Raw genomic sequence first — 16,917 nt, 5'->3', positions numbered from 1 at the left:
TCACTTTCACTTCTAGCCTTCTTTACTTTCTAAACAAGATAATTGACCTTCCAACTAATAGTGTTACCGAATTTATTCTGTTACACACTCCTACTGATTTGACTCATTCCTAATGCTCACATTGCACAAAAAGAAAACGCTATCATTTTTTTTAGAACATACTCAGAGTGAGCAATAACTGGATAACGATTGATTCACTAATGAAAATTAGTTCTTAGATATTAGCACTGATCTAAGGTGTCACCACACTCTCTATTAATTAGATTTTCAAGCTTTTTTCTCTATATCTGAAAATTATGATTATTATTCGATTTTTTCCTGCCAAAATAACTCACGTCATAAGCAATCACAATCCGCTCAATACGCCTTAATTAACACAACGTCAATAATTTATAAACAATGGATAAATATTTTTCCTCTATCCTTAGGGTATCAATAAGAAATGGAGAATGACAAATGAATAAAATAAAAACAGGCCAATGTTATTTATATAGAGAAAATGGATACGAAAGTATGGTCATAGACATTACATTAAAAAAGCAAATTGAGCATGAGGCACTAAAGGATGCATTTAGTCTAACGATTCAACGATTTGATTATCTATCATGTAAATTGAAAGAGGTAGCTGGTGACTTCTATTTAGAACAAAACTCACTACCTTTTGTTATACGAAATAGCCCTAACCATATCCCATTAGGAGGAAAAGAAGCCAATGAGCACTTAATAGATGTCCATTTCCACGATAAAACCTTGTACATTGATTATCATCATGGCTTGTGCGATGGAAAAGGCATTCTCCCCTTTGTTCGGTCATTGTTATATCACTATATTTCTATTACAACAGGAGAAAAGTTGAGCATTAATAATAACTACACAGAAAGTTCTAGTTATTTATTAAATGAGACAAAGGAACCAGGTAATCTGATATTAAGTCCTCTCAAACACACACAGAAAGAATATACTGGAGTTTATTCTATTCCTTTGGCTTCGGAACAAGCCAGCCGTTTAACTCATTCCTACCGAAGAGAAGTCTCCATCGACTCATCATCCTTATTATCTTTTGCCAAAAACCACAATGCTACGCCAGCTATTGCCATCGCAATCCTATTTTCAGAAGCTATTGCTAATACTGATAATTTAACAAATTCGGAAACGGTTATATGTAACCTTGCAGTAGACTTGCGTGATGGAGTTGGCTTGAACAACACATTTAAAAACTGCGTGAGTACGGCAAAGCTTCCATACATAGCATCTAACCAAGATAGTTATGAAAAATTAGCTGAAAATAACCGAGAATTAATTGCTAACTTTAAAAAAGAAGAAAATATTAACTATCAGTTAAACACTATTATTTCATTGAGTAACCATTTGGACGGGATAGAAGGATTTACTAATAAACAACAGACACTGTCAATTTTTAATAATTTGTTATCAGATACATTTATTCTAAGCTATATTGGACAAATGGACTTAGGCGATATCGATCAATATGTTCACTCTGTTCATACTTATTCTAGTGGAACAAGAGGATTATCGATTGAAATGATTGCATTAAAAGAAAAATTTTACTTAGACATAATGCAAAGTTTTTCAAATGAAAAATACATTGAAGCATTTCTTCAATTATTAAAAGACAATAGTATTAATTATGACAGTTTAACACTAAAAAAATATTCAACACCAAAAGATATGTTACACAATAAGTCAATCCTATAGCATTCAAATGAAGTCGAAACGTAACGAATACGGGGAACTAAGTCATACTATTGATGACTTAGAAGGACTCGACAATTCAACATACAAAAACGTCCTTAGTCACATAGATCGTCGGAATTCTTGCTACTAGCTTTACGGCCGAATCGGTGTTTGCTGTAACTGCTAAAAACATTCTCTGTATAATTTTAGCTATCTCTTGATTTATTAACTAGTACAGTGGTTGTTTTAAGAAAAGATATCGTCGCAAATAAAATTGGAGAAAGAAGGATTATTATGAAAAATACATTATATTTAGTAACAGGAGCAGCTGGTTTTCTAGGAAATAACATTGTACATCAATTAATTACACGTGGGAAAAGTGTGCGTGCGTTAGTATTACCCGGTGATAAAGCAGCTCAATATCTTCCAGAAAAAACAGAAGTATGCTATGGAGATTTAACTGAGCTTAGTCGTTTAGAACACTTCTTTAGTGTCCCTGAGGGTGTTGAGTTAGTTGTTATTCATTGTGCAAGTTTAGTTACTACGTCACCTAATGAAGATCCTTTAGTTTATAATGTGAATGTGACTGGTACAAAACATATTGTTGCCTTGTCGGTTAAGCATAACGTAAAAAAGTTAGTTTATGTTAGTTCGACAGGAGCCATTTTAGAGTTACCCCATGGGCAAATAATTGAAGAACCCCTATCCTTTTATCCTGAGAAAGTTATCGGCTATTATGCTAAGACAAAAGCATTGGCTACACAACATGTGTTAAACAGTGTTAATGAAACAGGTCTGGATGCTACCATTATTTATCCATCCGGTATTTCAGGCCCTTACGACGGTTCTTTCGGCCCATTCGTTAGTTTTATTATTCGTTATTGTAAAGGTGACATGCCTGTAGGAGTTGAAGGGACATTTAATGCTGTAGATGTTCGCGATTTAGCAACTGCTACTATTGAAGCAGTGACAAAAGGTCGGAAAGGTGAAGGTTACATTCTGAGTAATGAGCTCGTTGAAATGAGACAAATGTTTGATTTAATTAGCCTATCTAGCGGTGCCCCTATTGTTGAAACTATCTTACCGCCTCAACAAATGCTAGAAATGGCAGGTGCCAACTTAGCTTCAAAATCGACAACTAATGACAAACGTGACTCAATTAAATTCGAACTGTACAATTTAAGTAGAAACAATAATTTTTCTAATCAAAAAGCAAAACAAGAACTAGGTTTTGAATTGCGTCCTTTTGATGAAACTATACGGGATACTATAACTTGGCTTAAAAATGAGAAAAAAATATAATTAGAACTGAAAAAAGATGAGGGGGCTATCATGACAATCAGAAAAATGCTAGATTGAACCAGAGTCGATAGGCGAGCCCTCCCCAGTCCAAAACAAACTTTTCCTCTCCATCGATCCACCACATAAGACTTTTGATAGTTGCTATAGTGATGGGACTGTCCCTTCTTTGGCCGCCTTTTCCTCAGATCTTACCTCTTATGTAATTTCTGTTCGTTGGAAGATTTACTTTAAACTTCCTTTAGATTCCACCTCAGGATGGATATTCTAGCTCTCGGCTAGGTATTTTCCACTACCGGATGTGCTTGGGACTTGAACCCGTTAGAGTTTACCCATCCTAGGCAAACAGAAAAAGCTCTCATAATCATGAGAGCATAGGGAATTCATAATTTAGCAAGCTTGTCACGTTCAAGTCCCATATAGACCAATCGAACATAAAAATCATTGGCTTTGACTGTCTTGATTCGTCTGATGAAAACTATCATTTACAGTTACGCATTCCATCACCTTTTTAGCAGTCAACTTCCCAACCTTAAATTGATCACTTGGCTTTTCAATCTAAACCACGCTGGGTCAAAATTTCGTTCGCATTTACTCGGATTGAGTTTTTCAACACTGACTTCTCTGAGACTTTGTCCATACTGTAAAAAGTTGATGTCCCAGCTCCATTTGTTCCACGTTAATGTGAATTCGTTTCTCATTAACGTGGAAATGGGCTGTCGATGATTTTTTTTTGCTCTTCTTTTGCAAGAACTTCTTCAATCGCAAGTAAAATCATAGCTTCCGTTTCATCTGAAACTTTTGCATACTTCCCTGAAATTTTCGCATATCCAAGTTTTCTGATTCTTTCAACTAGTGAAAAAAATTCATCTTTATGCTGAGAATCCTCAGTAGTTACTAATCGATCCATCATCTTTCACCTCAATTTTTATTTATTCACCAATAATCTGGCGACTAAACTTTTTCAAGTTTCACCAAATTATTAACGAACAAGCCGTCTGTTTATTTAACCAAGAAAAGGCTGCTTTAAGAATCCTAACTTTCGGACTAACTCAAAAAAGCCATACTTAACTGTTACGTTACTCAACTCTTTAGATTTATCCTTTACTTTCATATTCGCTACTAACATAAACCCGATTAATATCACAAATACGATTAATGCTTTTTTCAAGAGAATTTCTTTCCTTACATTGCCAACTATTTACCGATTAGAAACTCATGCCTCAAAGAGATTGAGTTTTATTCCATATTAAGAGACAACTACTAAAACCTAGTCAGAGGTCTTAAACCATAAAAACCATCCCATTAAACCAGCGCCTCAGGATTAGAGCTATTATCAATCATCAAGTGGCAATACAAGCCATTTGTGGTTGCGATGAGTTTCATTCGGTCAAGCATCTCACCGTTAGTTGTTATCACTTGAATAAACAAACCTGAAAAAATTAAAACCGTCTGCTCTTCCGGAAATGAAATTAAGGTATTATCATATTCATTAAGAGAATTGACAATGATTTCTTCCAAAATCGCCTTATCACCTTTCGTATTTATCTGGATAATTGCTGGTGTCCCCGCCTCTTCAAAGAAAGTAGTTTCAACAAAGGTTATCTGACTGTAACCAATAATCGTATATAAAAACTTTCTGAACTTTATGAAATAATCATGATAATTACTGCGCCATAATGAGTTTCCAGAATTTCTATCATAATCAAATTCTTCAAAAAATATCGGGTTGCGCATTGGTGCCGGTAAAATATCAATGCAATATTTCGGGATCCTTAAGTTCAATTCAGTTAAATTCTCTAAGAGAAAAAACTTATCATACAGTTGTTCTTGTTTACTCGATAATATACCTTGTTTTTCTATAAAATTATAACTGGTTTGATACATTTTTTTCGTTTCCATCGCTAGTGGCCTCTCTTTTGATAATTGTTATCTCTGTCTTAATTAGAAACTGACGCAGCAAAATCAATTAACTCAGCTTCTTCCAGAAACGAGATATCTGATGTGTTATCAGGGTCTGGGAAACGGGGATCTTGTTTGCTGACCGTCTTCATAATTTTTTTATTCATACATTTTAGTTTCGCAAAAAGGACCTGTCACCTAAGACAATCTGCTCAACAGCAGACCCTTGTATGGACTCAGGATAAGCCATGGCTAACTCCCCTTCCAGTTCAGCGCCTGAAGATGGAGAACTAAGGCCAAGGCAAAAGGCAAACAAAATAACCGTCACATAAAAAAAATGGTGAAGAGCCATAACACAAGCTGGCACTATTAATCATCCAAAGCCGCTTTAAACTGGCAGTTTAATGGCTTATTCTCCCTTCGGCTGGGAACCAATAGGGTGAAGGTTATAAGGTCGCCAGATTTTGCTATCAGTACCACTAATGAAATCCGTCAGTTAGAAGATGATTTAATCTTTTTTTTAGTCCAACAACAGACAGTGGTTTGATAAAAAGGGAGACATAGGAACTTCCCTTCGTCTCCCTTTCCTAAGTCGCCTATTTTCTTTACTCAATAACTGGGTTTATTTTCCCTTGATACCATTGACGGACTTTGAAAATTTCTTCATCGGTGACACCATGCTCACCATCAGTAATTATCAGTTCGACTTCTTTAAACCTCTCTCTCAGGCGCTTACTAAGTGCCATAGCGTCACCTGGTATCACCAATGGATCGTTTGCACCAGTGGTCAAAAGGACTTGGCAGTTCCCGATTTCATTTTCAAACTCTAACTGAAATTCTTGAGGGTGTAACAAGACGACACGCTGGGCAATGTTTGGTCGTTTTTGTAGAATTCCCTGTAATAAATTGGCCCCATTAGAATAGCCAATAAAGGTAATTTGTGGATAATCCAGCTCTAATTTGTCCCATTCTTCTAAAAAATCATCGACTGCCACATTAAAACTTGGCTGGTCTAATTGACCATTAGTTGGTAACGGAAAATACCGTCTTTGCTCGCCAGTCAAATGATTGCCAATAAAACTAATGAGGCTAGCTTTCGGGTTCAATTCCCCCGTTAAAAAAAGTAGACTAAACTCGTTTCCTCCTGTACCATGTAATAAGACAAACAATTCGTCTGGGCTTTTTTCAGACATAAAATGTTGCATCATGCACCTCCCAAATTTAATAAAAGGAATGATCATAAAATGAAATGTTTAGGTATCCACCATGTCTCATCCCTTGTTGCTGATATTCATGTATCATTTCAATTCTATCACAACCTACTAGGATTGAAACTACTTATGAAGACCGTTAACCAAGACGATCATACCATGTATCATTTGTTTTTTGCCGATGAACAAGGACGACCTGGTACAGAATTTACCGTCTTTCAAATCAACACGTTCAAAAAGAATACTTTTGGCACTAATGCTATCGATCGAGCTGTCTTTTCGGTTACCTCAGAAGAGGCATTACACTATTGGTTACAGCGATTTGATGACAATCAGGTCGAACACTGTGGGATTGAAAATTATGGTCATAGCAAAATTATTCGTTTCGAAGATCCTGACGGTATGCCACTTGGTTTATCTCTTGCGTCGCAATCTGAAGGCACTTTTTATCCCAATCGGGAAAGTGAGGTGCCTCTAGAACATGCTATTATCGGGATTCACTCGGTTCACCTGCGTGTCCGTTATCCTAAAGCGACTGAAAAGATCTTAGTTGAATGGTTTGCTTTCGAACGTTCAGCCTTTTTAGAAGACACGATTTTTCCAGTGACCCTCTTAAAAAACCCTAACAGTGAGTTCCAACATGAAATTCATTTAATTGAAGACCATATTGCCCCATTAGAAGACCAAGGGATTGGCGGAATCCATCATTTAGCCCTCTACGCTGAAGATTATTCAGACTTACTTGCGATAAATGAAAAAATAATCGACAAAAATTTCCCCAATTCTGGACTACATCCACGCGAATTTTTTGATGCCATCTATTTCAGAGAACCTAATGGACTTTTATTTGAAGTGGCTTCAAAAATAAAAAAAGTCCCTGAACCATGCTCAGCAGATGATATTGATGAGGTTCCCTTATATTTACCCGATTATCTACAAATCAAACGTGACCGAATCGAACAAGAGCTTTCAGCTCTCGATCATTATCGACGGGAAAGTTAGTTTAAAGGGTGTTGATGAGGTCATCAACACCCTTTTTATCAGCCATTCAGTCAGAACTTCCTTACTCCCTTCGTTGATTCATCGACCAGCGGGTATCTGGTAAGGCAACTCCCTGAGAAATTAAGGCTGTAATATAATACTTATAAAAAGCCGCTCTGATTGTTGTTTGGTTGGCATTTCGCGTATGCAAGGTCACCCGATAATAGAAGTTACCGTCTGGTGCATGGGTTAGGCCCTGAATAGTTGGTTTCTGCTTAACTTCTGGGTGTTTAGGTAATTGTTCATCACTGACCTTCTCGATGATTTCCTCAATTTTGAAAATACTGCTATCTAAAAATATGGGAATATCAATGCTGACTCGCATTTCACTCTTCGAAAGATTATTTTGTTCTTCTTAATATGTCTTATGTAAACTAACTGAGCTAATTTAATAATTCAAAGCCCTCGTCACACAAGGGATAAAATCAAATAAAAAAAGGGAACCTCCCCATTTTTGATATCATGTAGTTACGACACAAACATAATCAAAAAGGAGTGTTCCCTTATGACCATTATACAACAACCGACCTTCATTGACCTAGAAGTTTTAATGCAACTTGATGTTAAAGAACGACATGCCCATATTTTCTCCCCATCGAGTTTTATCCAATGATGGCACTCTTTCAAAAAGAAACCCGTGTCGGTGCGCCCATTTCTCTCAACTATGAGGCAGCTATTAGAGCGATGATTACCCGCTATATTGAGGGGATTCCATCGATTAAAGCCCTTGTTCAACGATTAAACGAAGATGTCGCCTTCAAACTAAGTTTAGGCTTTCTTTATTCTGAACGGGTGCCTTCAGAAGCAAGTTTCTGTCGGATTATGAAAACGTTAAGCGACAACCCAGCGGTTTTAGCTCAATTAAATGACGAGTTACTGTCTAAAATCAATCAAGAATTTCACATTTATACAGAAGACGTTGCCATCGATGCAACGGCTGTTGACGCTCATTCCAAGCCTAAAAAAACAGAGAATGAAAAGGTCTCATCCACAACTGTTCAAAAAGAAATGACAACCAAAGAGCTCTGTCAAGAATTACCGATTTATCCTTCGTGGGGTGTGAAAGCAAACAGTCAAGGCAAACATAATTATTGGTTTGGCTATAAGAACCATTATGCCGTCACGGCCCATAGCCAATATATCTTAGCTGGCATCACAACGTCTGCTTTTGTGGCAGATGTCAGTGTCGTGATTCCTTTAATGATGAAAGTAGCTGATTTAGGCGTTGAAGATGCCTTTGTTTTAATGGACAAGGGCTATGATTCCCAAGCCATCTATGAAAAAGCCCATGAGTGACAACTTGAGCCGATCATTGATTTAAAACGTGTTCCTAAAAATGAGGGAGAGATCGATCGCTTTTATGCACCAACCTGTCTGTTAGAATATAGCTACCGATATGATAGTTTTGATAAGCGTTATGGTGCGTTAAAATTTAGAAAGCCCGAAATCCATTGTCGTGATTGCCCTTTAAAAAATGAGGGACTCTGTCAAAAAGCCATCAAAATCAAACAATCTAACAACGTTCGTAATTATTCACACCCCGCCCGAGGAACACGAGCGTGGCGGAAACAATATAAAGAACGAACGTCGGTCGAGCGTGTTAATGCCTATCTTAAAGACAATTATGGACTCAATAGTACGACCTATTTTACCGGCACACGAGTGGTAGTCGAACACCAATTAATCCAATTGGCCTACAATTTAAAAACGTTTTGCGTACAGTTATTAGCTAAAAAAGAAACAGTCGTGTCATTTTAAAATTGATTATTTAAAATTAGATGAGTGTTTGCTTTTTAAAAAAGCGAATTATGAAATTGGCTCATTTATATCTCTGTCTTGGCACTTTTAGTCTTACTATATGAGAATCGAATGTGGATATCATTTTATTTAAAAATAGTATAAGCAACAATCATTCTAAATATTTTAACAAAATCATAGATAAGAACTGACATACCACAGCCTAAGATGATCCAGTAGAACCAATATTCATATAAACTCATTTGATAAAAAGCATTTGATAGCTTTGTTTCTTTTTTGACAAATTGATTCTTTTTAACCAGTTGATCTTGTCTCGTTTCTTCTGAAGAATTATCCGTTTGATTTTTCAGATTCTTGGGTAGACGTTCTGTAAGTATTGAAGGCGAATTTTTACCAACTAACGCGTTTACTTCCTCTTCATTCAATAATCTGCTATTAACTAATAATCGTTGTTCATTTGAAAGAATCGGATGACAGGTCAAAAGCGTTAAGCATTCAGCGTCTTTCTTTTCTAACAAACGATCCATCTCCCAAGGCCTGATTAACTCACTATCTGTCACGACATAATAACCTGTTTCTCCTAAATAGGATAAATAAATCACGTCACCTGGTTTCAGTCTATTAATATTTAAAAAATAGTTGCTGCCATACCACCCACGATGCCCCGCCAGAACAGAATGTGTCCCAGGTCCTTTTAAAGGTAAGTCAGTGCCATTCACGAAGGCACCACCTTTTGATAGATTATCATCACTCGCTCCTACGTAGATGGGTAAACGAAGCTCTATTTCTGGAATAACTATCACACCAACTGCACCTGAGTAATTTCCTTCCTCAGACCGATTGTTAAGAAATGGATCAAACACATTCAATTGGTTTTCATCCCTATTTTCCAAGTAATCATCTAAGTGTTTTAATTCAGAAACTGGTGAATGACTATCCTGTACTAATTTATTCAGTTCTTTTTCTTGGCTAATATGTTTTACGATTCCTATGTAAGGAATCCATAAAACGAGCATTAGCCCTAATATGTTAAGAAATAGAGACAGTAACTTCCGCGATTTATTCTCCTTTTTCATTTTGATCACCTACTTATCTACTCTCATTTCTTTTCTTTTTACATTTTAGAGCTTCGAGTGTTTCTTTTTTATTCTCCAGGTAATAAAAAGAACAGTCGCTCCCGCACCCACAATAAACAGCGAAATTTCCAACCAATAATGTTTATTTGCTGCTTTTAAATCTGAGACTCTCCGTTCCTCCTTATAAGGAACACGATGTCCTCTAACTAATAGTCGATGAGTATTAATCATGTAGGGTGTACAGGTCAGCAGTGTGACGTAATCTTGATCATTCACAATTTGTAACTCCTCCATTTGTGTGGGCTCAACTACTTTAATCTGATCAATTTCATAGGCATGAGTCTCATTTTGAATATGAATATAAAATTGATCCTTCAACTCTAATTTAGGTAAATCTGTAAATAATTTCGCTGATGGAAGTCCCCTATGACCTGTCATAACAGAGTGGGTACCTGTACCTCCGATAGGCAGTGACGTATTATTTAATAAGCCTATCCCGTTTTGTAATTGAGTTTCACTTGTACCATTATATACGGGTAATTTAACTAGTATTTTAGGTATCTCAACAACTGCAAGGACTTCTCCTAATTCTTTATTTTTATCATTTAATGTGTTATCCCTCTGCGCCTTTGAAAACGGCATACTCAGATCTTGATAATTTTGTTCGGCAAGGTTTTTATTATATTGCTCGTACTCTTTTTTTATTTTATTTTGATTGCTAAGTTCCTTTTTTCCCGTTTCTTGAAAGTAAATATCGTTGGCTTGTTTTTGTTTCACTTTATAATAAGAATTGCTTACAAACGGATATGAAAAAATAAGAATCCCTAACAACAAAGGTAAGTATGACAGAGTTCTTCTTGTTGCATTCCGTGACTCCGAATTTTGTTTTTTATTTCTTTTTTGATTCTTCGTCTCAGTAGGTTTGTTTGTTTGTTTACTCACTTACATTCACCCTTATTTTTTCTGAATTCATCTATTATATAACCATAAATTTAATGACCAACATTACTCTCTCTAAGTTGATTAAAATAATTAATACTTAATAGTATGAAAGAAGGTAATGAGTATTAAAAGACTCTCTTAACTCATTACCTTCCCTCTAATTTATTTTTAATTTTTAAACTGTTTTAGAACGGCGTAGATAGTAAGAGAATCCGATAAAGACGACCCCAACAATTAAGAAAATAATTGTGCCAACACCACCTGTAATAGGCATGCCAGGTAATTTTTTATTGGGAATTGCAACTTCTGTAGTATCATACACTGGGCGACCATTTTCATCTTTTCCAGTCTCAACCCCAGGTACAATAAATTTAATATCTGTAGGTAGTGGCACATAACCTTGTGGCGCTTTCGTTTCTTCTAATGCATAGTCGTGAATTACTGCTCCTAGATAGTCAATTTGTGCTGGATTAGTTTCTGACTCTTTATAAAATACCCAATCATTGTTCTTATCAAGGATAGACTGAATTTCTGCATTTATTTCGCCAGCAGTCGTAGCAGCTGTTCTAACCTTTGCTGCTACCGTCGTGTATTCTTTTACAACACTTTTTTCTGGTTGATACACTACTACTTCACCGTCGTCATTGAGAGTTGTCAATGGTGTCATTACTTTAAAGATATATTGTTTACTATAATTCACTTCGTTGGTATAGGCTAATCCATCAACAGCGAATTTGCCATTCGTTCCAGAAACAATCGGTGTTGCCTCTGCTTTATCAGCAGTCCATCGAACCACACGACCTTTTTCAATAACTGCATATATCTCGACACCAGCAGGCAACACAAGTTTATTCCCCTTAGCATCAAATGTATTAACATCCTTAACTGGGACATCTTTTACAATAAACTCTGCTTCTGGCAAGACTTTATCTGAGTCTGCATCTGTCTTAATAAAATTTTTCTTACCGTAGATTGTGCTGACAATTTCTGATGGTTTCTGTGGAACTGGAATTGGAGTTCCTGGTTCTACTGGTGTATCAGGTGTTACTGGATCTGTTGGTTTCGTTCCATATCCCCAATCATTTTCGAATCCTAATTCCCCTTGGTTAAGGATTGCTTCTTGGTTAGTTGCTTTATCGTTAACGATTGCTTCAAAAGGCAACTCAATGTAATCACCATTTTCAGAATCTACAAGTTTTGCTATCCCTTCTTTCGTAAAGCTCCAATAAATATATTGACCTTTGCCTTTTTCTTTTGCTTTACCTGTACGTATAATTAAATCATTTCCTGCTGCTATATTACTGGCATTCAGATTTTCTTTATCAGTAATAAACGATTTAAAAGTCTTTTTAACTGTGCCATTCTCAGCTTTTAAAGTTACTTCACCAATTGATTCTGTATATGGGGTTTTACCAATTAAACTCAAACGTTTATCTAATGCATCATAAACTTCTAGTCTTTCAAAAGTTCCAATATCATCTGGTAAATTATTTATTTTTAGTTCGTATAAAACACGATCTCCAGTACTATGAGTCGGTTTATCAATTTCTTTTTCTATTTCCGGTTCATCAGATACATAATTCTTCATAAATAAATGGACATCATAATTATAGGCATTTTGTTCGCTTTCAATCGTCGGAACAGGTACATTGACAATCACTGGTAACGCTGTTCCATCAACATGATCAGGGGTATCTGTTTCTACAACCAACCAACGGTTTTCGTTTAATTTTTTTGTATTAACAGGTAACTTTGTAAATTTAGCAGTTCCGTCAATACCAGTTTTTTGGGAATATTTAGTCGTTCCTGCGGGAGCAGTATTGATAAACTTAATTGCTTCTCCTGTTGTGATATAACCATTTGTTCCTTCTAATGCAGCAATTTGTGCGTCGGTCAATGGACCAACAATTGTAAACTCTACATCTTTTAACGGTTTTCCCGTAATGTTGTTTCCACCGTTTGCATTAGAGCCTGAGTTAGTTCCGTCTCCTTTAAATTCTTCATTTTCTCCAACAGCTTCTCCAGGCAGATAGTTAGGATTTAACAATTTATGAATGGTTAATGACCCTGTATCTTGTATATTGGTCTCCTTTGCTTCTGCTTTCAAACTATTTACGGTCACAATTGATAGTAAAGCTATTATCATAATAACTAAGGAATGTAACCCCTTATTTCCATTTTCATTCTTCATTAAAAATCATCTCCTTTTATTTTTTTAGGTACGCCATACATATGATACGCCACACCTATTAACACTAATCCAATGATGAAATAAACGAAGGTACCTATTCCACCAGTAACTGGCATTTCAGTTTTTTTGTTTATTACTTCAAAAGATAAAGATAGCGTTTCCGCATTCCAACTATAATCTTTACCTTCTACCAACCTATTCCCATCAAGTAAAACAATCATTTCCCCATTCGATGTTAATTGAATTTTATACGGAGAAGTTTTTAGCAAATAACTATCTGGTGCTTTTGTTTCCGTTAAAGTGTAAGTAACATCCGCATATAGAGGGTTAAATTGGAAAATACCTTTTTTACCTTTTGAAACAATTGGTGCTAACTCTTTATTATCAGAGGTTAAGGTGAATTCAGCCCCTTGGAGTTTGTTTCCATCGTCATCAACTTTGGTAATTTCTAATTCATATTCAAGTTTTTCATTAGCTAATTCAAGTGTTAATGTCTCCCTGTTACCATCAATAAATTGATCCAGATCTATTTCTTTAGAAAACTTATCACCTGGATTTCCTGGATTTTCTTTTCCAGAAATAAATTTCGGATCATTGTACCCTTTTGGTGCGCTTTTCTCTCTAAATCTAAAGTCTGTAATTTTAGCGTCATTCTGATAATCATCAATCAATTGATTGATTAGACCCGGATAGGTCTGCTCATTAATGATTATTTTTCCAGACTTATCCGTAATAAAGACTTTTTCCTTTGTACCGAGTACTTTATACTCAGAATCCCATTTTCCAGTAGTCAGATGCGATTGGATCACAAACTCAACACCTGCTAAAGATTGCTTTGTTTTTTTGTCAATTTTCTCGACGATAATCTCTTTATCCAGTTTTTCATTTTCCAAAGTTAAACTTAATGTGACAGATTTTTGTTTTTCTAGAGATTTCATATCGATAACCTCAGAAAATTTATCTCCTGGATCTCCAGGTTTTTCTTTCCCTGTAGTAAATTCTGGGTCTTTATACCCTTTGGGTGCGCGTTTTTCTCTAAATCTAAAGCCTTTAATCTTGGCATCATTCTGATAATCATTAATCAATTGAGCGATTAAACCAGGATAGGTCTCCTCATTGATGATAATTTTTCCTGACTTATCCGTAGTAAAAACTTTTTCTTTCGTACCAAGAACTTTATACTCCGAGTCCCATTTTCCATTATCGCGTTCTGATTGAATGACAAAGTCAACACCAGCCAATGGTTTTCCGGTTTCCTTATCTAGTTTTTTTAATTCAATTTCTTTTTCTATTTCTTCTATTTTGTCATTTTCCATTTGTAAATTTAATGTTTGCGTCTCATTTTTTTCTAATTTTTCCATATCCACTACTACGGAAAATTTATCTCCGGGATCACCTTTAGGCTCTTGACCGTTTGATCCAATGGGATATTCCGGGTCTACATAGCCATCTGGTACTTTGGACTCCCTGAATCGATAACCAGTAGTAACATTAGACTCATTATTATAATCACTTAGCATCATACTTATAAGTCCTGGATGTGTATTTTCATTGATAATGATTTGACCCATAGCATCTGTTACAAGTTTTATATCTTTACCTTCATAATACTCTTGTACCCACAAGTTTCGATTACGACTCAGATATTGAAGCGTAAACTCTACTCCCTCTATCGGTTCTCCTGTATCTCTATCCGTTTTAGTTAGCATTATTTCTTTAGGAGTCGTATAAACTGAATAATCCACCGACATTTTATATTCTTCAGGCATCGAGTATAAAGCTTTCGCCTGATTTTTATCCGAAGATAACGCGGTTGGTCCGTTATTTGTTCCTAACAAACCAGGAAAATCCTTTTTCAGAATAATCCTCACATCATTTTTCGCAATACTATTGAGTGCCTTTACCTGTAACTTTTCTTTTACTTGACCTGTATCATGATCCGCTCCTATAAAATCCAAGTTCTCCAACCCTTTAGAATTTTCTATATCAATATAATAATCGAATATCTGTTGCTCTTCTGGAATTTCAAATAGAGTAACCGTTTCTCCAATTCCAATTTTTAAGGGCTCTTTTTGCTCATCAAGAAATGTAGTATCCTTAAACCCATCCATATAAAGAACGATTTCTTCAATTTGTGGTTCCAAGTCAACAACTTGTTTAGGTCCTTTAGGGTCTTTTGACATATTCACCTCAAAATCAGATAAATCTAAATCTAAACGATACCCTTCATCAAGATTAGTAGACGTACTTATAATCCATGTTGCTAATTGCGCAGCAACTAGATAGCGCCTCTGATTGTATTCTTGATCTCTCGTACCTAAAAATGACAAAGGGACTTCTGTATTTAATTTTTTAGAAGAAACTTGTATTCCGGGTCCAACATTATCTCCGTACTCTGCTGCTAACATAGCACCTGCATGCATGGCATAAACCACATCTCGTGCGCCTTCATCCGTCATGTACTGGTCTAATTCATCATATTTCCCGCCATTATTTGATACTAAGCTATGAAATAAATCTATACAAAGAGCAATCAAGTCATTGTAGTACAATCCATTCGGCGCTGTTTTACCCCAAAAATAGTAAAAGTACAATCGACCATTATTTGCATTAAAATCTCCTTTATAATCGGGGAATTTTCTTCTTAATTCGCCCGGATTTACTTGAATATGAAGATAAGGGAACCAAAATCCAATATCTTCTTCCCAATAAGCATCTAGAGGGTTCCTATTTAGATTTCTGCTTCTATCGAACCAAGTACCATCATCTTTGTAAGGTTCTGTCCATTGATAAATCCCTGAATTGTGTGGAAGAATAGTAAAAAGGAATTCACTTATTGGTGTTACAAATTTAAGGGACGTCTCTTTATCATTTTCAGTAAAAGCCAAAGATTCTTTTGGCCTGAGTACTGGACTTATTGTAAAAATAATTTCATTCCCACCTGCAAGGCTAGCTGATATCCCTGAATTAATAAATAATTCCACGAACTGATCACCGCTGCTTGCTCGCCCAGTCTTCCCTATTTCAACTCCATTGGACATAACTGGTATTTCTTTATTGGGTAACATTTCAAAATATTTATTCGGAAAATCATAGTAGATATGTTTTCCTTCCAAAAGAGGCAATGATTCTTTTTTTATAGTAAAAGTTAGGTTCATAAAGAATGGTGTTCCAATTGCTGCACTATCTTGTATCATTTCCAAATTATCTTCTATTGAAAAATCTATAAATGCTGTGTTCTCTACATAAGCTAAAGTGTTCTCTGAATCAGGAACTTGTCGCCGGTCCTGCTCCGCACTTATAAGAGCTTCTGAGAAGGTAATCTCTTCACTGTCTCCCGAACTTGAAAAACTAATGTCAGTCGCTCTCGCTTCATTACTATTAACAGTAATGAAAAGTATGATAAAAAAAATATATTTTAGAAATAAATAGCTACTCTTTTTAATGTACCTCATCGTTTTTTTCAACATGTGAAGACCTTCTTCCCTTCAGTTTTCAACATTTAATAAGTTTCGTAACACTTCTTAACTCTCTGGAAATTGCCTTTATTAAAAATATAATAGCATATTAATTAGCTTTCAAAACAATTTAAAATGTCTTATAAAACGACAATTAAACACTAGATTGAGTACTGAAGGTTCTGTTGCAAAATTTCATCTAGGCGTCCATTTACTGTAAAATAGAAAGAAACAACAGACCAAAAGAACATTCACGACCCATTTTAAAGGCAAACAATTCAAACAAGACATTATCATGGTAGCCGTAGGCTACTATCTACGGTATAACTTAAGTTACCGTGATG

Annotated in this window: 14 protein-coding genes and 1 pseudogene; 6 read left to right on the top strand and 9 right to left on the bottom strand. The window is 35.7% G+C overall.

From position 1 onward, the window contains the following. The first annotated feature begins 456 nt into the window (after window positions 1–456). A complete protein-coding gene (locus RWN13_RS23090) occupies window positions 457–1,716 on the top strand; it encodes a hypothetical protein (protein ID WP_314068497.1) in 1,260 nt (419 codons plus the stop codon). A gap of 273 nt (window positions 1,717–1,989) precedes the next feature. After that, complete coding sequence (locus RWN13_RS23085) at window positions 1,990–2,997, top strand: NAD-dependent epimerase/dehydratase family protein (RefSeq protein WP_314068495.1); 1,008 nt, start codon at window positions 1,990–1,992, stop codon at window positions 2,995–2,997. Between the two features lie 697 nt (window positions 2,998–3,694). Here RWN13_RS23085 and RWN13_RS23080 read toward each other — a convergent pair. The 4 genes from RWN13_RS23080 to RWN13_RS23065 all read right to left on the bottom strand — a co-directional run bounded on the left by RWN13_RS23080 (window position 3,695) and on the right by RWN13_RS23065 (window position 6,101). Then, complete coding sequence (locus tag RWN13_RS23080) at window positions 3,695–3,907, bottom strand: hypothetical protein (protein ID WP_314068494.1); 213 nt, start codon at window positions 3,905–3,907, stop codon at window positions 3,695–3,697. Window positions 3,908–4,299: 392 nt separating this feature from the next. Next, window positions 4,300–4,896: a hypothetical protein gene (locus RWN13_RS23075; RefSeq protein ID WP_314068492.1), complete on the bottom strand. Its 597-nt coding sequence runs from the start codon at window positions 4,894–4,896 to the stop codon at window positions 4,300–4,302. 172 nt (window positions 4,897–5,068) lie between these two features. Then, a complete protein-coding gene (locus tag RWN13_RS23070; RefSeq protein WP_314068490.1) occupies window positions 5,069–5,263 on the bottom strand; it encodes a hypothetical protein in 195 nt (64 codons plus the stop codon). A gap of 238 nt (window positions 5,264–5,501) precedes the next feature. Next, the gene (locus RWN13_RS23065) at window positions 5,502–6,101 is read right to left on the bottom strand and encodes a phospholipase (RefSeq protein WP_314068488.1); all 600 of its coding nucleotides are present in this window, start codon (window positions 6,099–6,101) and stop codon (window positions 5,502–5,504) included. 39 nt (window positions 6,102–6,140) lie between these two features. Here RWN13_RS23065 and RWN13_RS23060 point away from each other — a divergent pair, with 39 nt between their 5' ends. Next, window positions 6,141–7,109, top strand: coding sequence for a VOC family protein (locus RWN13_RS23060; RefSeq protein WP_314068486.1), 969 nt, complete (start codon window positions 6,141–6,143; stop codon window positions 7,107–7,109). Window positions 7,110–7,170: 61 nt separating this feature from the next. On the opposite strand, the gene RWN13_RS23055 is transcribed toward RWN13_RS23060, so the two are convergent. Continuing rightward, entirely contained in the window at window positions 7,171–7,473 is a 303-nt protein-coding gene (locus RWN13_RS23055) for a hypothetical protein (RefSeq protein ID WP_314068484.1), read from the bottom strand. 284 nt (window positions 7,474–7,757) lie between these two features. Here RWN13_RS23055 and RWN13_RS23050 point away from each other — a divergent pair, with 284 nt between their 5' ends. Both RWN13_RS23050 and RWN13_RS23045 read left to right on the top strand, forming a co-directional pair. After that, complete coding sequence (locus tag RWN13_RS23050; protein ID WP_314068482.1) at window positions 7,758–8,444, top strand: transposase; 687 nt, start codon at window positions 7,758–7,760, stop codon at window positions 8,442–8,444. A gap of 12 nt (window positions 8,445–8,456) precedes the next feature. Then, the gene (locus tag RWN13_RS23045; protein WP_314068499.1) at window positions 8,457–8,906 is read left to right on the top strand and encodes a transposase; all 450 of its coding nucleotides are present in this window, start codon (window positions 8,457–8,459) and stop codon (window positions 8,904–8,906) included. Window positions 8,907–9,031: 125 nt separating this feature from the next. Here RWN13_RS23045 and RWN13_RS23040 read toward each other — a convergent pair whose 3' ends face one another. From RWN13_RS23040 to RWN13_RS23025, 4 genes are all read right to left on the bottom strand, one after another. After that, window positions 9,032–9,982 (bottom strand): class C sortase, encoded by a 951-nt coding sequence (locus RWN13_RS23040; RefSeq protein WP_314068480.1) that lies wholly within the window; start codon window positions 9,980–9,982, stop codon window positions 9,032–9,034. A 45-nt stretch (window positions 9,983–10,027) separates the two neighbouring features. Beyond that, complete coding sequence (locus RWN13_RS23035; RefSeq protein WP_314068479.1) at window positions 10,028–10,924, bottom strand: class C sortase; 897 nt, start codon at window positions 10,922–10,924, stop codon at window positions 10,028–10,030. 175 nt (window positions 10,925–11,099) lie between these two features. Continuing rightward, the gene (locus RWN13_RS23030; protein WP_314068477.1) at window positions 11,100–13,115 is read right to left on the bottom strand and encodes a SpaH/EbpB family LPXTG-anchored major pilin; all 2,016 of its coding nucleotides are present in this window, start codon (window positions 13,113–13,115) and stop codon (window positions 11,100–11,102) included. Next, window positions 13,115–16,585, bottom strand: coding sequence for a SpaA isopeptide-forming pilin-related protein (locus RWN13_RS23025; RefSeq protein ID WP_314068475.1), 3,471 nt, complete (start codon window positions 16,583–16,585; stop codon window positions 13,115–13,117). The genes RWN13_RS23030 and RWN13_RS23025 overlap by 1 nt, the downstream gene beginning before the upstream one ends. A 247-nt stretch (window positions 16,586–16,832) precedes the next feature. Between RWN13_RS23025 and RWN13_RS23020 the strand changes: the two are divergent. Further along, a pseudogene (locus RWN13_RS23020) lies at window positions 16,833–16,917 on the top strand (IS6 family transposase); the annotation flags it as partial.

The organism is uncultured Vagococcus sp. (assembly GCF_963518325.1).
Taxonomy (GTDB): Bacteria; Bacillota; Bacilli; order Lactobacillales; family Vagococcaceae; genus Vagococcus_D.
Note: the sequence above shows the minus strand (reverse complement) of the source record. Positions and strands in the feature narration are given on the sequence as shown.